The following is a 16964-nucleotide window of genomic DNA, read 5'->3' as shown; positions in this document are numbered from 1 at the left end:
CGGGTGACGCACTCGAAGGGGTGCGTCACCTGATGGGGCGTCACCCGCGCGGCCCCGGTGGGCGGGACGGGGTCACGGGCCTGTGATCGGGTGGGTTCGTGCAGACCCTTCTTCCGGAGTCCGTGAGGCGTGTCGCGGCCTGGTGCGTGGTCGCACTGCTGGTGGCCGGAGTGATCGCGGTCGGCGTCTGGCTGGTCATCGTCCTGCAGACCGCCGTCACGCCCGTGCTGCTGGCGCTCCTCGGCACCGCGCTCCTCGGGCCGGTGAACCGGTGGCTCCTGCGGATGAAGGTGCAGCGCTCGCTGGCCGCGGGACTGACCTGTGTCGCCGTGGTCGGGGTGGTCGGCGGGGCCATGTACCTGGTCGTCCGCGCACTGATCGATACCGGCGACCAGATCGTCGACTCGCTGCGGCAGGCGGCGAAGGACCTCGCCGAACGGTTCGGGGCCGCCGGGACCTCGCTGGACGATCTCGCCGCCAACTCCAGGGATCTGCTGGGTAAGTTCGGTGAGACGGCCGCGTCCGGAGTCATCAGCGGGCTGAGCGTGGTCGGCGAGCTGATCGCCACCGCCGTACTGTCCCTGTTGCTCAGCTTTTTCTTTCTCCGGGACTCGGACAGGGCGGTGGGCGCGCTGCGCTCGCTCGCGCCGCGCGCGGCGGGTGACGTCATCGAGGCCATGGGGCGGCGCGCGTTCAAGGCCGTCGAGGGCTTTATGCGCGGGACCACGTTCATCGCGCTCATCGACGCGATCTGCATCACCGTCGGGCTGCTGATCCTGCGCGTCCCCGGAGCCGTCGGGCTCGGCGCGCTGGTGTTCGTCGGTGCGTACATCCCCTACCTCGGCGCGTTCGTCTCGGGCGCCGTCGCCGTCCTTGTCGCGCTCGCGGACCGGGGGTTCGTGATCGCGCTGTGGGCGCTGGGTGTGGTGCTGGCCGTGCAGCAGCTGGAGGGGCATGTGCTCCAGCCGATGATCCAGAGCCGCATGGTGCGGATGCATCCGGCCGTGGTGATGCTGGCGATCACGGCGGGGGCGTCCGTCGCCGGGATTCTGGGGATGCTGCTCGCGGTGCCGCTGACCGCCGCGGTGTTCGGCGTGATCGGCGAGCTGCGCACCCGTTACTCGGGAGCGGAAGCCGCGGCCGAGAGCCCGTCCGACTCGTAGAGCTCGAACCAGATCGACTTGCCCTCGCCCCGCGGATCCACGCCCCACGCGTCCGCCAGCATCTCCATCAGCAGCAGCCCGCGCCCGGACGAGGCCATCTCACCGGGCCGCCGCCTGTGCGGCAGTTCGTCGCTGGCGTCCGTGACCTCCACCCACAGCCGTCGTGTGCCGTCGCCGCCGGTCACCTCCGCCACCAGCAGCGCGTTGCCGTCCGTGTGGACCAGCACGTTGGTGACCATCTCGGAGACCATCAGCACCGCGGCGTCGATCTGCTCGTGGTCTGCCCAGTCGTGGAGCAGCTCCTTCACCTGCTGGCGGGCGGCCGCGATCCGCTCCGGCTCCGCCTGGGCCACGCTCATCGCCGTGCGCCGCGGGGCCACCCGCGCCGGCGCCACCTCCCTGAACAGCAGCAGAACCGCGATGTCGTCCTCGCGGCGGTCGGCGAGCGGTCCGGTGGTGTAGTGCGAGCCGGGACCGTGCACGGCCTGTACGAGGGTGTCGGCGAGCTCGTCCAGCGACTTGTCCGGATGGCCCTCGAGGACCGAGCGGAGCCGTGCCCAGCCGGTGTCCAGGTCGTGGCCGCCGGTCTCGATGAGCCCGTCGGTGCAGACCATCATCGTGTCGCCAGGCTCCAGCACCAGCCGCGTCGTCGGGTAGTCGGTGTCCGGGTCGATGCCGAGCGGCAGGCCGCCCTCGGTGGGCCGCATCAGGACCGTGCCGTCGGCCGTCCGCACGGCCGGGTCGGGATGCCCGGCCCGGGCGATCTCGATCAGCCCGGTCGACGGGTCGACCTCCAGATAGAGGCAGGTGGCGAAGCGGGGACCGATGTGGTCGCCCTCCTCGTACGTACTGGTGATGCCGTGCAGAAACCGGGAGGCCCGGGAGAGCACGGCGTCCGGCCGGTGCCCTTCGGAGGCGTACGCGCGCAGCGCGATCCGCAGCTGGCCCATGAGTCCGGCCGCGCGCACGTCGTGGCCCTGGACATCGCCGATGACCAGCGCGAACCGTCCACCTCCATGGCCATCGGCATGGGAGGCGCCCCCGGGCAGCGGAATCATGTCGTACCAGTCGCCGCCGACCTGGAGTCCGCCGCCCGTCGGCACATACCGCGCGGCCACCGCCATCCCCGGGATCGCGGGCCCGAGCACGGGCATCATCGAGCGCTGCAGTCCGAGCGACAGCTCGCGTTCCGACTCGGCGACGCCGGCCCGTGCGAGCGCCTGCGCCAGCATCCGGGCGACCGTCGTCAGCACGGACCGCTCGTCGGGCGTGAAGGCGACCGGATGCTTGAAGGCCGCCATCCACGCGCCCATCGTGCGCCCGGCGACGATCAGCGGCAGAAAGGCCCAGGACTGCCGGCCGAAGCGCTGCGCGAGCGGCCAGGTGGTGGGATAGCGGCGGCGGTACTCCTCCGGCGTCGGCAGATACGAGGCCCGGCCGGTGCGCACCACCTCGGCCGCCGGATAGTCCGTTTCCAGCGACATGGTGGCGAACGGGTTCTCGTCGCCCTCGCCGTGCCCGTGGTGCCCGATGATCGTCAGCCGCTCGCCCGCGACCCCGAACACCGCCAGACCGTCCGGCGAGAAACCCGGCATGGACAGCGAGGCCGCCACCCGCAGCACCTCGGCGGTGGAGCGGGCCTCGGCCAGCGCCCGGCCCGCGTCCAGCAGAAAGGCCTCCCGGGAACGCCGCCAGTCGCCGGTGACGGGCGTCCGGGCCGCGCTGCCGGCCGGCGGCTCGGCGACCTCCTGGATCGTGCCGACCAGTTCGTAGCGGCCGTCGCGCGGGATCGGCCTGGACCGGCCGCGTACGGTCCGCAGCACTCGGCCCTCCCCGTCGACGATCCGCAGCCGGGACTCGGCGAGCGTGCCCTCGGCGATGGCGAGGTTAACGACGCCGTTGATCTCGTTCCAGTCGACCGGGTGGAAACGGGAGCGTACGGCGGACTCCGGATAGACACCGGCCTCGGCGGGCAGCTCGAGCAGCCGGGCGGCCTCAGCGTCGAGGGTGACCGTCCCGGAAGTGTTGTCCCACCGCCACAGGCCGGTCGCGATCGCGGCCAGGACGTCCTCCGTGCGCATTGCCTCACTTTATTCCGATCTTCCGCGCGACGACCTGCCGGGGTGCCGCCCTCGGTCGGGGCATGCATATGTCAATGAGTGGTACGGGAGCCGGGCGGTAACCTTGACGGGCCCGGCCCACCCCCAATCGCTAAGACTGGATGAACGACGATGCATCGGTACAGGTCCCACACCTGCGGCGAGCTCCGCGCCTCTGACGTCTCCACCGACGTCCGGCTGAGTGGCTGGCTGCACAATCGCCGAGACCTGGGCGGCATCCTCTTCATCGATCTGCGCGACCACTACGGCATCACGCAGCTCGTCGCCCGCCCCGGCACCGCCGCCTACGAGGCCCTCGACAAGGTCAACAAGGAGTCGGTCGTCCGCGTCGACGGACAGGTCGTCTCGCGCGGCGCCGAGAACATCAACCCCGAGCTGCCCACCGGCGAGATCGAGGTCGAGGTCACCGCGGTCGAGCTGCTGGGCGCGGCGCAGCAGCTGCCGTTCCAGATCAACACCGACGACGGGGTGGGTGAGGAGCGCCGTCTCGAGTACCGCTTCCTCGACCTGCGCCGCGAGCGTATGCACCGCAACATCATGCTGCGCACGGCCGTCATCTCCGCCATCCGCCACAAGATGACCGCGCTCGGCTTCAACGAGATGGCGACGCCGATCCTGACCGCGACCTCTCCCGAGGGCGCGCGTGACTTCGTGGTCCCCTCGCGCCTGAACCCCGGCAAGTTCTACGCGCTGCCGCAGGCCCCGCAGCAGTTCAAGCAGCTGCTGATGATCTCCGGCTTCGACCGCTACTTCCAGATCGCGCCGTGCTTCCGCGACGAGGACGCGCGCGCCGACCGCTCGCCGGGCGAGTTCTACCAGCTCGACGTCGAGATGAGCTTTGTCGAGCAGGAGGACGTCTTCCGGCCGATCGAGCAGCTGATGACCGAGCTGTTCGAGGAGTTCGGCGACGGACGGCATGTCACCTCGCCGTTCCCGCGCATCCCGTTCCGCGAGTCGATGCTCAAGTACGGCAACGACAAGCCGGACCTGCGCGCGAAGCTGGAGCTGGTGGACATCACCGATGTCTTCGAGGGCTCGGAGTTCAAGGCGTTCGCCGGCAAGCACGTGCGCGCGCTCCCGGTGCCGGACGTCGCCGCGCAGAGCCGCAAGTTCTTCGACGGCCTGGGCGAGTACGCGGTCGAGCACGGCGCGAAGGGCCTGGCGTGGGTGCGCGTCGGCGAGGACGGCTCGCTCACCGGACCGATCGCCAAGTTCCTCACCGAGGAGAACGTCAAGGTCCTCACCGAGCGTCTCTCGCTCGCGCCCGGCCACGCGGTCTTCTTCGGCGCTGGGGACTTCGACGAGGTCTCCAAGATCATGGGCGCGGTCCGTGTCGAGGCGGCCAAGCGGGCGGGCCACTTCGAGGAGGGCGTGTTCCGGTTCTGCTGGATCGTCGACTTCCCGATGTACGAGAAGGACGAGGAGACCGGCAAGATCGACTTCTCGCACAACCCCTTCTCGATGCCGCAGGGCGGCCTGGAGGCCCTGCAGACCCAGGACCCGCTGGATGTCCTGGGCTGGCAGTACGACATCGTCTGCAACGGCGTCGAGCTGTCATCCGGCGCGATCCGGAACCACGAGCCCGAGATCATGTTCAAGGCGTTCGAGATCGCGGGTTACTCGAAGGAGACCGTGGAGCACGAGTTCTCCGGCATGCTCCGCGCGTTCCAGTTCGGCGCCCCGCCGCACGGCGGCATCGCGCCGGGCATCGACCGCATCGTGATGCTGCTGGCCGACGAGCCGAACATCCGCGAGACGATCGCCTTCCCGCTGAACGGCAACGCGCAGGACCTGATGATGGGCGCGCCGACGGAGCTGGAAGAGGCGCGGCTCAAGGAGCTGAACATCGCGCTCCGCAAGCCGGTCGCGAAGCCGGGCGAGTAGCGCATACGGCGAAGGGGCCCAGGACCGGGAAGGTCCTGGGCCCCTTCGCCGTACCCGGGCACTCGCACAGGAAGCCGACAGCCCGCTCCCATGTCCCTGCCAGGGCGGCTCCCTAGCGTCCCGGTCATGGACGAAACCCAGGGACCCGCCCACAAACGGGACATGACACGGCGCCGGCTGATCGTCGCGGGCGGGGCGGCGCTGGCCGCCGCCGGCGTCGGGGCCGGTGTCGCCGCCACGGCGTCGGCCGGCGAGTCGGCGAAGAAGGCGTCCGCAACGCCCTCCGGAACCGCGACCGCCACGGGTGAGGTGTGTTACCGGCTCACCTCGGAGACCACCGAGGGGCCGTACTACATCGACGCCGACAAGATCCGCAGGGACATCACGGAGGACCGGGAGGGCATCCCGATGACCCTCCGCCTGAAGGTGATCGACTCGGACACCTGCAAGCCGCTCAAGGGCGCGGCGGTCGACATCTGGCACTGCGACGCGCTGGGCATCTACTCCGGCTACGAGGACCTCAGTTCGGGCGGCGGCGGTGGCGGTACGCCGCCGAGCGGAGCTCCGACGGACGCTCCCAGCGGCACACCGACCGGTACGCCGACCGGCGAACCGACCGGCACGCCGCCCTCCGGCGGGACCGGCGGAGGCGGCGGCCACGAGGAGCCCACCGACGACAAGCGGTATCTGCGCGGCACCCAACTCACCGACAAGAGCGGCTATGTGCAGTTCAAGACCGTCTTCCCCGGCTGGTACCGGGGACGTTGCGTCCATATCCACACCAAGGTCCATGTCGGCGGCAAGCTGACCGACAGCGGCTACGAGGGCGGGCACACCTGCCACACCGGACAGCTCTTCCTCGCCGAGAACGCGGTGCTGGACTCCGCGAAGGTCGCGCCGTACTCCACGAGCACCACGGAGCGCACGACGCTCGACGAGGACAGCATCTACCCGGACAACGGCGCCGAGGGCGGTCTGCTCACGCTGAGGTACCAGAAGGGGCGCATCGCCAGGGGAGTTCAGGCCTCGCTGACGCTCGGCGTCGACCCGGACGAGACGCACACCGGCACCGGCTGACCCGCGCCGTACGCCACGCACCCAAGCAGGGCCCGGAACCGAAAGGTTCCCGGGCCCTTCTTGCGTGCCGCGGGCAACCCGACCCGTGTCCCGCCGCGTTCCCATGGCGTGGGAGACGGAATACAGAGACAGAGGCGAGGACTGGGCGATGGGCTCCGAGGGCGGCGACGGGGACTTCGAGGCGTTTGTCGCCGCCCGGGGTCCGCGGCTGCTGCGGATGGCCTGGCTGCTGACCGGCGACGGGCATCTCGCGGAGGACCTGCTCCAGACCGTACTGGCGAAGGTGTGGCCCAAGTGGCACCGGATCTCCGGGGACCATCCGGAGGCCTACATCCGCAAGGCGCTGGTGCACACGCATGCGTCGTGGTGGCGCAGACGCTGGCGCGGCGAGGTGCCGCACGGCGAACTCCCGGACGCGGCCGCCTCGTCCGACGCCTACGAGAGCGTCGACCTGGAACAGTCGCTCGCCGCCGCGATACGCGCGCTGCCGGTGCGGCAGCGCGCGGTGGTGGTGCTGCGCTACTTCGAGGACCTGAGCGTCGAGGACACCGCCGCCACGCTCGGCTGCGCGCCCGGCACGGTCAAGAGCCAGTCCGCGAAGGCGCTGCGCACGCTGCGGGCCGCGCTGCCGCAGACCGTGGCGGAAGGCGGTGACCGCTGTGCGCGACCGTGACCCGGACCTCTTCGAGGAGCTGGAGCTGCGGATCCTGCTGGAGCGTGGGACGCCGAAGCTGCCCACTCCCGACGGACGGCTCCAGCAGGTACGCGAACGGATCGCCCGTCGCCGCCTGCGGCGCCGTACCGCGGGCGCCGCCGCGGCCGCCGTGACGGCGCTGGTGCTGGCGGGGACGCTGATGCCGCAGGCGCTGCGCGGCGACCCCGAGCCGGTGCAGCCCGCCGGCCCCGCGCCGTCCCTCAGCACGGGCGGCACCACCGCCGTACGCTTCCCGGACCTCGGGAACCTCACGCTGCGGCTGCCCGCCGACTGGCACGCCCTGGCCGAGCCCGAAGACCTTCTGCACAAGGCCCCGGCCCGCGGCTTCGCCGGTACGCAGCAGCTCACGGCCCATGACCGGCCCTGCCCGGCGAGCGACCAGCGCGAGTGCCTGCCGGTCCAGGCCCTGCAGCCTGGCCACGTGCTGCTTACGCTGGCCATGGAGAGCAGTGCGGGACTGCGCACCAAGGTGCAGGTCCCGCCCGTGCTGTACAGGCAGACCGTGCAGCCCGCCTGCCGGGCGATCCGCGGCGGCAGCGAGTACAGCACGCTGCTCGGCGCTCTGCCGAACCCGGACTCGGGGGTGGTGTCCGTCAGTCTCTGCGCCGGAGTGGGCACGTCGGCGAAGACGGTGGACGACGTGCGGCGGATGCTCGCGGGAGCCCGTTTCGGCGACGACGGAGCCGCTGCCCCGCCGACGGCAGCCTCGACACCGCCGCCCAAGCGTGCGACGACCGGCCAGTCATTGACCGACCCGACACCGGGCAACCCGAGGTGAAAGGTCCGCGCATGTCCTTCCGCACGGGAGTGCTTCCGGCCGCGCTGCTGGCCGCCGGACTGCTGCTCACCGGGTGCGCGACCGAGCCGTCCCCGAGATCCGTGAGCAACGGCTCCGAAGGCGGCAGCATCGGCCGGTCCGCGCCCGAACCACCGACCGTCGTGCCGGTGCGCGCCGAGGAGATACCGGCCCTCGGACCCAAGACCCGTGGGCAGATACCCGACGCGACCCGGCAGGCGATCGTGGTGACGGGCGAGAGCCCGCGTTCCAACCGCTCCACCGCGGTCCTCTACGAGCGCGACCCGGTACGCGGCTGGCAGCCCGTCTCCGGCCCGTGGCCCGCCCGCAACGCGCTGCGCGGCTGGACCGACGACCACCGGCAGGGCGACCTGCGCTCCCCGGTCGGGGTGTTCGGCCTGACCGATGCGGGCGGCCGGCTGCCGGACCCGGGCACGAAGCTGCCGTACGACCGCGGTCCCGCCTTCAGCGCGAGGGGCACCGGCTTCGACGGGCAGGCGCTGGCCGGGGCGTTCGACTTCGTGGTGGCGGTCAACTACAACCGCAAGCCCGGCACGACACCGCTGGACTGGACCCGCCCGCTCGGTGCGTCCAAGGGCGGCGGCATCTGGATCCATGTGGATCACGGTGGTGCGACGCAGGGCTGCGTGGCGCTGCCGAGGGCCCGCATGAAGGAACTGCTGCGGTGGCTGGACCCGGCGAAACACCCGCTGGTGGCGATGGGCGACGCGGCGGCGCTGGCCCGCTGACGCGCGAAAGGGGCCCCGGACGACACGGTCCGGGGCCCCTTCTCACGTACGCCTGACTACGCGGGCTTCTCCTCCAGGCGCGGGAACAGCACCGCGCCCTTGGTCACCGTCGCGCCCGGCCGCAGCCGGCCCCACTCGCCCGCGTCCTGGACCCGCTGGTCCGCCAGCGCGCCCAGCTGGGCCTCCGCGCCGAGCGAGTCCCACAGCGCCTGCGAGGTCACCGGCATCACCGCGTTCAGCAGCACCGCGACCGCGCGCAGCGACTCGGCCGCCGTGTACAGGATCGTCGCGAGACGGGCCTGGCCCTCGGCGGAGTCGTCCTTGGCGACCTTCCACGGCTCCTGCTCGGTCAGATAGCCGTTGACCTGCTTGACGAAGTCGAAGATCGCCAGGATGCCGCCCTGGAAGTCCAGCTCCTCGCCGATCTTCCGGTCGGCCTCCGCGACCGCCTTGGCAAGGCCCTCCTGGACCGCCTTCTCCGCCTCGCCGGACGCCGTCGCCTCCGGCAGCGCCCCGCCGAAGTACTTGCCGACCATCGCCGCCACGCGGGAGGCGAGGTTGCCGTAGTCGTTGGCCAGCTCGCTGGTGTAGCGGGCGGTGAAGTCCTCCCAGGAGAACGAGCCGTCCTGGCCGAACGCGATGGCGCGCAGGAAGTACCAGCGGTACGCGTCCACGCCGAAGTGCGAGGTCAGGTCCTGCGGCTTGATGCCCGTCAGGTTCGACTTCGACATCTTCTCGCCGCCGACCATCAGCCAGCCGTTCGCCGCGATCCTGCCGGGCACCGGCAGGCCGTTCGCCAGCAGCATCGCGGGCCAGATGATCGCGTGGAAGCGCAGGATGTCCTTGCCGACCAGGTGCACATTGGCCGGGAAGGTCGACTCGAACTTCGCCGGGTTCTCGTTGTAGCCGACCGCGGTCGCGTAGTTCAGCAGCGCGTCGATCCACACGTAGATGATGTGCTTCGGGTCCCACGGGACCTTGATGCCCCAGTCGAACGTCGAGCGCGAGATCGACAGGTCCTGAAGGCCCTGCTTGACGAAGTTCACGACCTCGTTGCGGGCGGACTCGGGCTGGATGAAGCCGGGGTTGGCCTCGTAGAACTCCAGCAGCTTCGGGCCGTACTCGCTGAGCTTGAAGAAGTAGTTCTCCTCCTTGAGGATCTCCACCGGCTTCTTGTGGATCGGGCAGAGCTTCTGCCCGGCGTACTCACCCTCGCCGTCGAGCAGATCCGCGGGGATCTTGTACTCCTCGCAGCCCACGCAGTACGGGCCTTCGTACCCGCCCTGGTAGATCTCGCCCTTGTCGTACAGGTCCTGCACAAACTCCTGCACACGGTCCGTGTGCCGCTTCTCCGTCGTGCGGATGAAGTCGTCGTTCGCGATGTTCAGGTGCTCCCAGAGGGGCTTCCAGGCCTCCTCGACGAGCTTGTCGCACCACTCCTGCGGGCTGACGCCGTTCGCCTCGGCAGTGCGCATGATCTTCTGACCGTGCTCGTCCGTGCCGGTGAGGTACCACACCTTCTCGCCGCGCTGGCGGTGCCAGCGGGTGAGCACGTCGCCTGCGACGGTCGTGTAGGCGTGGCCCAGGTGAGGAGCGTCGTTGACGTAGTAAATGGGGGTCGAGACGTAGTACGCCTTCGCCCCCTGCTTCTCGGATCCAGTGGCCGCCATGGTCGAAATCCTATCGGCCCGCGGAAGGTCCACTCACCCGGATAATCCGCACCGCGGCCGTGGAGACGTTCGCGAAACATCCCGTCCCGTAGAAAGACGCATCCTTGGGGGAGAGGCGGCTCGGCGGGTGCAAGGGGACGACAGCATGCGGGTACTGGTGGCCGAGGACGAGGAAATCCTGGCCGAGCTGGTCGCCACCGGGCTGCGGCGGGCCGGATTCGCCGTCGACACCGTCTACAGCGGGGACGCGGCGCTCGCCTACCTCGGACTGCACGACTACGACGTGGTCGTGCTCGACCGTGATCTGCCGCGGGTGCACGGCGACGAGGTCGCCCGCGAACTCGTCGCGTCCGGATCCCGCACCAGAATCCTGATGCTGACCGCGGCGGCGTCGATGGAGGACCGGGTGGAGGGCCTCGACCTCGGCGCCGACGACTACCTGGGCAAGCCCTTCGAGTTCCCGGAGCTGGTCTCCCGGGTGCGTGCGCTGCGCCGGCGCAGCGCACGGCCGGTGCCACCGCTGCTGGAGCGGCACGGCGTACGGCTGGACACGGTGCGGCGGACGGCGACGCGGGACGGGCGGGATCTCGACCTGTCGCCGAAGGAGTTCTCCGTGCTGCAGATCCTGCTGGAGGCGGACGGTGCGACGGTCTCGGCGGAGGAACTGCTGGAGCGGGCCTGGGACGCGCACGCGGACCCGTTCACGGGCGCGGTACGGGTCTGCATGAGCAAGCTGCGGTCGAAGCTCGGGGAGCCGGGGCTGATCCGCACGGTGCAGGGCGTGGGGTACGCGCTGTGAGCCGCGGCCTCATAGGCCCGGGTTCGACGATCCGGACGCGGATCGCGCTCGTCTACGGCGGAGTCTTCCTGGTCCTCGGCGGGCTGCTGCTCGGGGTCGTCAACCTGCTCTCCCGCGCCGGAACGGAGAGCCGGGTCGCGGCGATCAGGGCGCGCACCGAGCCCGCGCTGCCGGTGTCGGACGTACGCGGGGTCACGGTCGTCCAGCTGACCGACAGCGTCCGGGACGCGGCGGGACAGCAAATGCTGATCTGGTCGGCGTTCGCGCTGCTGACGACGGCCGTCGTCGCGGTGGTGGTGGGGTGGTGGATGGCGGGACGCGTGCTCCGTCCCGTGCACAAGATGACGGCGAGGGCCCGGCGGCTCTCGGAGCACACCCTGGACCGGCGGATCGCGGTGCGCGGGCCCGACGACGAGCTGAAGGCGCTCGGGGACACGCTGGACGCGCTGCTGGCGCGGCTGGAGAAGGCGTTCGACAGCCAGCGGCGGTTCATCGCGAACGCGTCGCACGAGCTGCGTACGCCGCTGGCCACGCAGCGCACGGCGATCCAGGTGGGCCTGGACGAGTCCGATGTGAAACAGGTGCTGCTGGACAGCAACCGCCGTAGCGAGCGCCTGATCGAGGGGCTGTTGGTGCTGGCGCGCAGCGAGCGGGGCCTGTCGGAGCGGGAGGACGTCGACCTGGGCGACATCGTGTCCGACGAGGCGGCGCGGCACGAGGTGAAGGCGACGGTCTCGTCGAGCGGCCTGGTGCGCGGGAACCCGATGCTGCTGACTCAGCTGGTGGGGAATCTGCTGGCGAACGCGGTGACGTACAACGTGCCGGGCGGGACGGTGTCCGTGTCGGTGGCGGGCGGTGTGCTGGTGGTCGCCAACGCCGGGCCGGTGGTGGACGCTTCCGACATTCCGGGCCTGTTCGAGCCGTTCCGGCGGGGCGAGGGCCGCGACCGGATGGGCCCGGGTGCGGGCCTCGGCCTGTCGATCGTCCGCTCGATCGCCGAGGCACACGGCGGCACGGTGACGGCCGAGCCGGGCCCGGAGGGCGGCCTGACCGTCACCGTGACACTGCCTACGGCGAAACCGCCTACGGCTTCCAGGTCCTGAGGAGCCCGTCGTACAGCTCCGCGTCGGGGAGCTCACGGGGCACGGGGCCCGCGTGGAAGAACCCGGCGTTGGTGGCGCTGAGCTTGCGGAGGTAGTCGAAGGCCTTCGCGTCGTGCTCCCCGAAGGCGACGAACTGCCAGTACACGGGCTTGTCCGCGGCCGCGGCCAGCGCGGCGGTGGCGGCGGTCTTGGACTCGGGAGCCCCGTCGGTCTGGAAGATCACGAACGCGGCGCTCGCGGGGTCGGCCTTGGCGTGCAGGGCCAGCACCTCCTCGACGGCGAGGTGGTAGTTGGTACGCCCCATCCGCCCGAGGGAGTCGTGCAGCTCGTCGATGCGGTTCTCGTACGCGTCGAGGTTGAGCTCGCCGGTGCCGTCGACCTCGGTCGAGAAGAACACGACGCTGAGGGCGGCGTCCTGATCCAGCTGCGCGGCGAGAGCGAGAGCCTGCTCGCCGAGGGACTGTGCGCTGCCGTCCTTGTAGTACGGCCGCATGGACCCGGACCGGTCGAGCACGAGATACACCCGGGCGCGGGTGCCGGTGAGCCCGGCGCGCTCGAGAGCGTCCCCGGCGGCGGCGTACGCCCCGGTGAGCCCGGGCGCCTGCGCCTGGACGCGTGCGAGCGCGGTGACGTCGGTGACATCGAGGGGCACGTCACTCTGCGCGGCCGCCGCGACGGGCTCGGGCTCGGCGGGTTCGGTTTCCGCGACCGGCTCGGTGTCCGGGGCCTCGACGGTGACGGCCTCCGGCTCGGCCGGGACGACCTCTGCGGTCACGGGTTCGGCCGCCGCTACCGGCTCGGCGGGCTGGGCCTCAGTCTCGGCCTCAGACCCCGCGTCTGCGGCGGGCTGCGCCTCGGCGGGCTCGGCCTCCGGCTCGACAGGAGCGACCTCGGCGGTCACGGGTTGGTTCTCCGTGACGGGCTCGGGCTCCGCCGGAGCGACCTCTGCGGTCTCCGGTTCGGCGGGCTGCGCCTCGACGGTGACGGCCTCCGGCTCGGCCGGGACGACCTCCGCGGTCACCGGTTCGGCCGCCGCGACCGGCTCGGCATCCGAGGCCTCGGCCTCGGGCACCGTGTCTGCGGCGGGCTGTGCCTCGGCGGGCACGGCCTCCGGCTCTGCCGGGGCGACGTCGGCCTCCGGCTCGGCCGCGGCCGGGATCTCGACGTCCGAGGCGGCAGCCTCAGCCCGCGCGTCGGCGGCGGGCTCGGCCTCGACGGCCGCGGCTTCCGGCTCCGCCGAAACGTCGGCGGCAGCCGGGGCCTCGTCCGAGGCGGCAGCCGTCGCGGCAGCCTCCGCAGGCTCACCCTCCGGCTCCCGTTCCGTACGGGTCTGCGGCGGGACCGAGCCGGTGGACGAGCCCCGGGACGGGGTCGGGTTGTCGAATGCCGCCGACACCAGGTCCGCCGCCCTGTCCTCGGGGGACTGGTCCGGGTGGGACGGCTGGGGCGGGACGGAGGCTGAGGCCGACGGGGCCGTCGCCGTGGCGTTCGGCTCCGAGCGGTCGCGACCGAACACCTTGCGCAGCAAGCTCCGAATGCCCATGTGCGAGGCCTTTCGCATGAGTTGAGTGCCGTGTATGTCCGCACCTGGGCCGGGCGTCCAAGGGGTGTCCTGGCCAGGGCGGACACGTAAGGTTAGCGGCCGCCCGCGGCCGTCCCCGGCAGGGGCGGGCACCGCGCGCCACCAGTCACCCTGCTCAAACCAAACTCCCGTGGATTCATCCGGCGTTCACCTTGTGTCCGCCACCCTGCACACATACACCCCTAACGTCACGGCCGGAGATATTCCGACACGATGTCGGCGCGGGGTGCGCCGGAGGAGGACCAAGTGCGCAAGCTCCTGCCGTTGTTGAGCACAAAACCGCATGCAGGCGGACGTTCCGCCCTTACCTGTAGATACCGCTGTGGCGACGCCTGCTTCCACGAGGTGCCGAACACCAGCGACAACGAGTACGTCGGCGACGTCATAGCCAGCACGCTCTCCCGCCGTTCGATGGTGCGCGCCGCCGCCGTCGTGACCGTCGCCGCTGCCGCCGGCACCACCGCCGTCGTCGGCCTGGACGGAACCCAGGCCTCCGCCACACCGGCCGACACCTTCGGCCACGGCGGCAAGACCGACGGCGCCCGCGGACTCCGCTTCGCGCCCGTCGCGCCCAACAAGGACGACAAGGTCACCGTCCCCGACGGATACGCCCAGAACGTCGTCATCCGCTGGGGCGAGCCGATCCTCCGCGGCGCCCCGGCCTTCGACGCCGACAACCAGACCGCCAAGGCGCAGGCCGGCCAGTTCGGCTACAACAACGACTTCCTGTCGCTGCTCCCGCTCGACGAGCACAACCGGCAGATCCTCGTGGCCAACCACGAGTACACGGACGAAGTCCTGATGTTCAGGGGCTACGACGCGGCCAACCCGACCCGCGAGCAGGTCGAGATCGCCTGGGCCGCGCACGGCCTCTCCGTCGTCGTCGTGCAGGGTGAGCGCAGCTCCGGCAAGCTCACGCCGGTCACCCGCCACTACCTCAACCGGCGTCTGACCGCGACCTCCGAGTTCAAGGTCACCGGCCCGGCCGCAGGGTCGGCGCTGCTGAAGACCTCCGTCGACCCGACCGGCACCAAGGTCCTCGGCACGCTCAACAACTGCGCCGGCGGCACCACCCCGTGGGGCACCACGCTGCACGGCGAGGAGAACTTCAACCAGTACTTCGCCAACGGCTCGAGTGCGACCGACAAGCGCTACGGCATCGGCACCGCCGCCACCGAGCGCAAGTGGGAGCGGTTCGACAAGCGCTTCGACGTGGCGCAGGAGCCCAACGAGGTCCACCGCCACGGCTGGGTCGTCGAGCTCGACCCGTACGACCCGGACTCGACCCCGCGCAAGCGCACCGCGCTCGGCCGCTTCAAGCACGAGGCCGCCCAGCCGCGGCTGACCGCCGACGGCCGTCCGGTGGTCTACATGGGCGACGACGAGCGCTTCGACTACTTCTACAAGTTCGTGTCGAGCAAGAAGATGAAGAAGGGCTCGAGCCGCAGCGCGCGCGAGCACAACCTCACGCTGCTCGACGAGGGCACGCTGTATGTCGCCAAGCTGACCGGCGACAGCCCGGCCGCCGAGATCGACGGCACCGGCAAGCTCCCGAACGACGGCGAGTTCGACGGCAGCGGCGTCTGGATCCCGCTCGCCACCGGCGATGTCTCGCACGTGCCCGGCATGACGGCCGAGGAGGTGTACGTCTTCACCCGCCTCGCCGGCGACAAGGTGGGCGCCACCAAGATGGACCGTCCCGAGGACGTCGAGCCGAGCCCGCGCACCGGCCGCGTGTACATCGCGCTGACCAACAACACCGACCGCGGCAAGACCGGCAAGCCCGGTGCTGACGAGGCCAACCCGCGCAACCTGAACAAGCACGGCCAGATCCTGGAGCTCGCCGAGAACTGGGACGACCCGACGAGCGACGGCTTCGCCTGGCGGCTCTTCCTGGTCGCCGGTGACCCGAACGACCCGGCCACGTACTTCGCGGGCTACCCGAAGGAGAAGGTCAGCCCGATCTCCTGCCCGGACAATGTGGCCTTCGACGACCACGGCAACCTGTGGATCTCCACGGACGGTGCCCAGCTCGGCTCCCACGACGGCCTGTTCGGCGTGGCGACGCAGGGTGAGCGGCGCGGTGAGCTCAAGCAGTTCCTCACCGTCCCGGCCGGCGCGGAGACCTGTGGCCCGATCATCCAGGACCGCCGGGTCCTGGTCGCGGTCCAGCACCCGGGCGAGCTCGACGGCGCGTCCGTCGAGCAGCCGAAGAGCATCTGGCCGGACGGACCGGGCAAGCTCGTCCGCCCGTCGGTCGTCTCCGTCTGGCGCAAGGACGGCCGCGACATCGGCGTGTAAGCAGGTCTCAGGCATCACTCCGGAGTGAGCCGGTGCCTATGAGGTGGCGCGCACCTGTGTGCGCCACCTCATGAACTGCTCTTCCGGGTCGCCCGTGTACTGCCACGGCACCCGCGCCGCCCGCGGCCCGAGCTGCACGAACAGATACCGGGCCTCCTGGCCCATGCCCGCGTAACAGGCCGCATGCGCCAGATAGTTGAGCTCGCCGACCTCTTCGGGGGCGGCGGGCCCCGGCGTGCGGCCGCCGATCCAGCGGTCCCAGGTGCGCCGTACCTCCGCCACCGCCAGCTCGTGGTGCCAGTGCCGTCCGAAGTCCCGCACCGGGGGCCGGCCCTTGGCCGTTTCGGTGGCGTACCGGTACTCCTCGACCCGGGCGATCTGCACCAGCACCGGCAGCGGCGAGCCGGGCGGCGCCGCGCCCACCGCGTCCCGTGCGAAGTCGTACATCGCGCCGTGCGTGCCGTGCCAGCGCGCCGACCAGTAGCGCAGCAGCTGCACATGGCCCTCGATGTTGTACGGGTCGCGCCGGCGCAACTCGTCCCACCAGCGCCGCAGTTCGCGCCGCGGCACACCCGTCTCGTACAGCCGCGCCACCGTCAGCAGCGACACCCACGGCATCGGATCGGCCGGCTTCGCGTCGGCGGCGGTCAGACAGATCCGCACCGTCGTGTCCAGCCGCGCACGGTCGATCGCCGTCTTGCGGCCCATCTCGATCGCCTGGTGGAAGACGCGTACGACCTCCGTCGCCGCCCGCAGCACCGCCGCGTCCCCGCTCGCCGGCTCGGCCGCGCGCCAGGTATCCACGGCCGACGTTCCCACCGCCGCGTGCGAGAGCAGCCGCAGCCGGTGGGTGCGCAGCGGCCAGTCGTCGCCGGTGTCGCGCAGCAGATCCCGTACGCCCTGCCAGCGGCCGATGACGATGTCGTGCAGGGCCTCGGCGAGCGGGCGGTCCCCGAAAGCGGGGTCGAAGTCCGGGGTGAAGCGGCGTCTTGCGGCCATCTGAGT

The 16964-nt window shown here is 71.2% G+C and carries 13 protein-coding genes; 9 read left to right on the top strand and 4 right to left on the bottom strand.

The features are described 5' to 3' along the window. Positions 1-98 precede the first annotated feature (98 nt). A complete protein-coding gene (locus tag ACH4YL_RS05360) occupies positions 99-1163 on the top strand; it encodes an AI-2E family transporter (RefSeq protein WP_398505044.1) in 1065 nt (354 codons plus the stop codon). Here ACH4YL_RS05360 and ACH4YL_RS05355 read toward each other — a convergent pair. Then, positions 1118-3244: a SpoIIE family protein phosphatase gene (locus tag ACH4YL_RS05355; protein ID WP_398505043.1), complete on the bottom strand. Its 2127-nt coding sequence runs from the start codon at positions 3242-3244 to the stop codon at positions 1118-1120. The genes ACH4YL_RS05360 and ACH4YL_RS05355 overlap by 46 nt on opposite strands. A 150-nt stretch (positions 3245-3394) precedes the next feature. Between ACH4YL_RS05355 and aspS the strand changes: the two genes are divergently transcribed. The 5 genes from aspS (at position 3395) to ACH4YL_RS05330 (ending at position 8504) form a co-directional block, all read left to right on the top strand. Then, complete coding sequence (gene aspS / locus ACH4YL_RS05350; RefSeq protein WP_398505041.1) at positions 3395-5167, top strand: aspartate--tRNA ligase; 1773 nt, start codon at positions 3395-3397, stop codon at positions 5165-5167. A 126-nt stretch (positions 5168-5293) separates the two neighbouring features. Next, complete coding sequence (locus tag ACH4YL_RS05345; RefSeq protein WP_398505040.1) at positions 5294-6244, top strand: intradiol ring-cleavage dioxygenase; 951 nt, start codon at positions 5294-5296, stop codon at positions 6242-6244. Between the two features lie 148 nt (positions 6245-6392). Beyond that, the gene (locus ACH4YL_RS05340) at positions 6393-6917 is read left to right on the top strand and encodes a SigE family RNA polymerase sigma factor (protein ID WP_398505038.1); all 525 of its coding nucleotides are present in this window, start codon (positions 6393-6395) and stop codon (positions 6915-6917) included. Beyond that, on the top strand, positions 6895-7737 hold the full coding sequence (locus tag ACH4YL_RS05335) for a hypothetical protein (RefSeq protein WP_398505036.1): 843 nt from the start codon (positions 6895-6897) through the stop codon (positions 7735-7737). The genes ACH4YL_RS05340 and ACH4YL_RS05335 overlap by 23 nt, the downstream gene beginning before the upstream one ends. 11 nt (positions 7738-7748) lie before the next feature. Further along, positions 7749-8504, top strand: a complete 756-nt coding sequence (locus tag ACH4YL_RS05330) for a L,D-transpeptidase family protein (protein ID WP_398505034.1) — start codon at positions 7749-7751, stop codon at positions 8502-8504. A 56-nt stretch (positions 8505-8560) separates the two neighbouring features. Here the strand turns inward: ACH4YL_RS05330 and metG are convergent, their stop codons facing one another. Next, positions 8561-10174, bottom strand: a complete 1614-nt coding sequence (gene metG / locus ACH4YL_RS05325) for a methionine--tRNA ligase (RefSeq protein WP_398505032.1) — start codon at positions 10172-10174, stop codon at positions 8561-8563. Positions 10175-10319: 145 nt separating this feature from the next. Between metG and ACH4YL_RS05320 the strand changes: the two genes are divergently transcribed. Continuing rightward, on the top strand, positions 10320-10973 hold the full coding sequence (locus tag ACH4YL_RS05320) for a response regulator transcription factor (RefSeq protein WP_398505030.1): 654 nt from the start codon (positions 10320-10322) through the stop codon (positions 10971-10973). Then, positions 10970-12076: a sensor histidine kinase gene (locus tag ACH4YL_RS05315; protein WP_398505028.1), complete on the top strand. Its 1107-nt coding sequence runs from the start codon at positions 10970-10972 to the stop codon at positions 12074-12076. The genes ACH4YL_RS05320 and ACH4YL_RS05315 overlap by 4 nt, the downstream gene beginning before the upstream one ends. On the opposite strand, the gene ACH4YL_RS05310 is transcribed toward ACH4YL_RS05315, so the two are convergent. Beyond that, positions 12057-13619 carry a VWA domain-containing protein gene (locus ACH4YL_RS05310; RefSeq protein ID WP_398505027.1) on the bottom strand — a complete coding sequence of 521 codons (1563 nt, stop codon included), beginning with the start codon at positions 13617-13619 and terminating at the stop codon, positions 12057-12059. The two genes, ACH4YL_RS05315 and ACH4YL_RS05310, sit on opposite strands and share 20 nt — an antisense overlap. A 285-nt stretch (positions 13620-13904) precedes the next feature. Between ACH4YL_RS05310 and ACH4YL_RS05305 the strand changes: the two genes are divergently transcribed. Continuing rightward, entirely contained in the window at positions 13905-15959 is a 2055-nt protein-coding gene (locus tag ACH4YL_RS05305; protein WP_398505025.1) for a PhoX family protein, read from the top strand. Positions 15960-15995: 36 nt separating this feature from the next. Here ACH4YL_RS05305 and ACH4YL_RS05300 read toward each other — a convergent pair whose 3' ends face one another. Continuing rightward, a complete protein-coding gene (locus ACH4YL_RS05300; RefSeq protein WP_398505023.1) occupies positions 15996-16958 on the bottom strand; it encodes a hypothetical protein in 963 nt (320 codons plus the stop codon). Between the last annotated feature and the right edge of the window lie 6 nt (positions 16959-16964).

Source organism: Streptomyces sp. NPDC020681, from assembly GCF_044334895.1.
Taxonomy (GTDB): Bacteria; Actinomycetota; Actinomycetes; order Streptomycetales; family Streptomycetaceae; genus Streptomyces.
This window is presented reverse-complemented; position numbering and strand designations above follow the sequence as displayed.

Coding starts and splice junctions, on each gene's coding strand:
- ACH4YL_RS05330 (WP_398505034.1), top strand. CDS start 7,749: ATGTCCTTCCGCACGGGAGTGCTTCCGGCCGCGCTGCTGGCCGCCGGA.
- ACH4YL_RS05345 (WP_398505040.1), top strand. CDS start 5,294: ATGGACGAAACCCAGGGACCCGCCCACAAACGGGACATGACACGGCGC.
- metG (WP_398505032.1), bottom strand. CDS start 10,174: ATGGCGGCCACTGGATCCGAGAAGCAGGGGGCGAAGGCGTACTACGTC.
- aspS (WP_398505041.1), top strand. CDS start 3,395: ATGCATCGGTACAGGTCCCACACCTGCGGCGAGCTCCGCGCCTCTGAC.
- ACH4YL_RS05300 (WP_398505023.1), bottom strand. CDS start 16,958: ATGGCCGCAAGACGCCGCTTCACCCCGGACTTCGACCCCGCTTTCGGG.
- ACH4YL_RS05310 (WP_398505027.1), bottom strand. CDS start 13,619: ATGGGCATTCGGAGCTTGCTGCGCAAGGTGTTCGGTCGCGACCGCTCG.
- ACH4YL_RS05320 (WP_398505030.1), top strand. CDS start 10,320: ATGCGGGTACTGGTGGCCGAGGACGAGGAAATCCTGGCCGAGCTGGTC.
- ACH4YL_RS05340 (WP_398505038.1), top strand. CDS start 6,393: ATGGGCTCCGAGGGCGGCGACGGGGACTTCGAGGCGTTTGTCGCCGCC.
- ACH4YL_RS05355 (WP_398505043.1), bottom strand. CDS start 3,244: ATGCGCACGGAGGACGTCCTGGCCGCGATCGCGACCGGCCTGTGGCGG.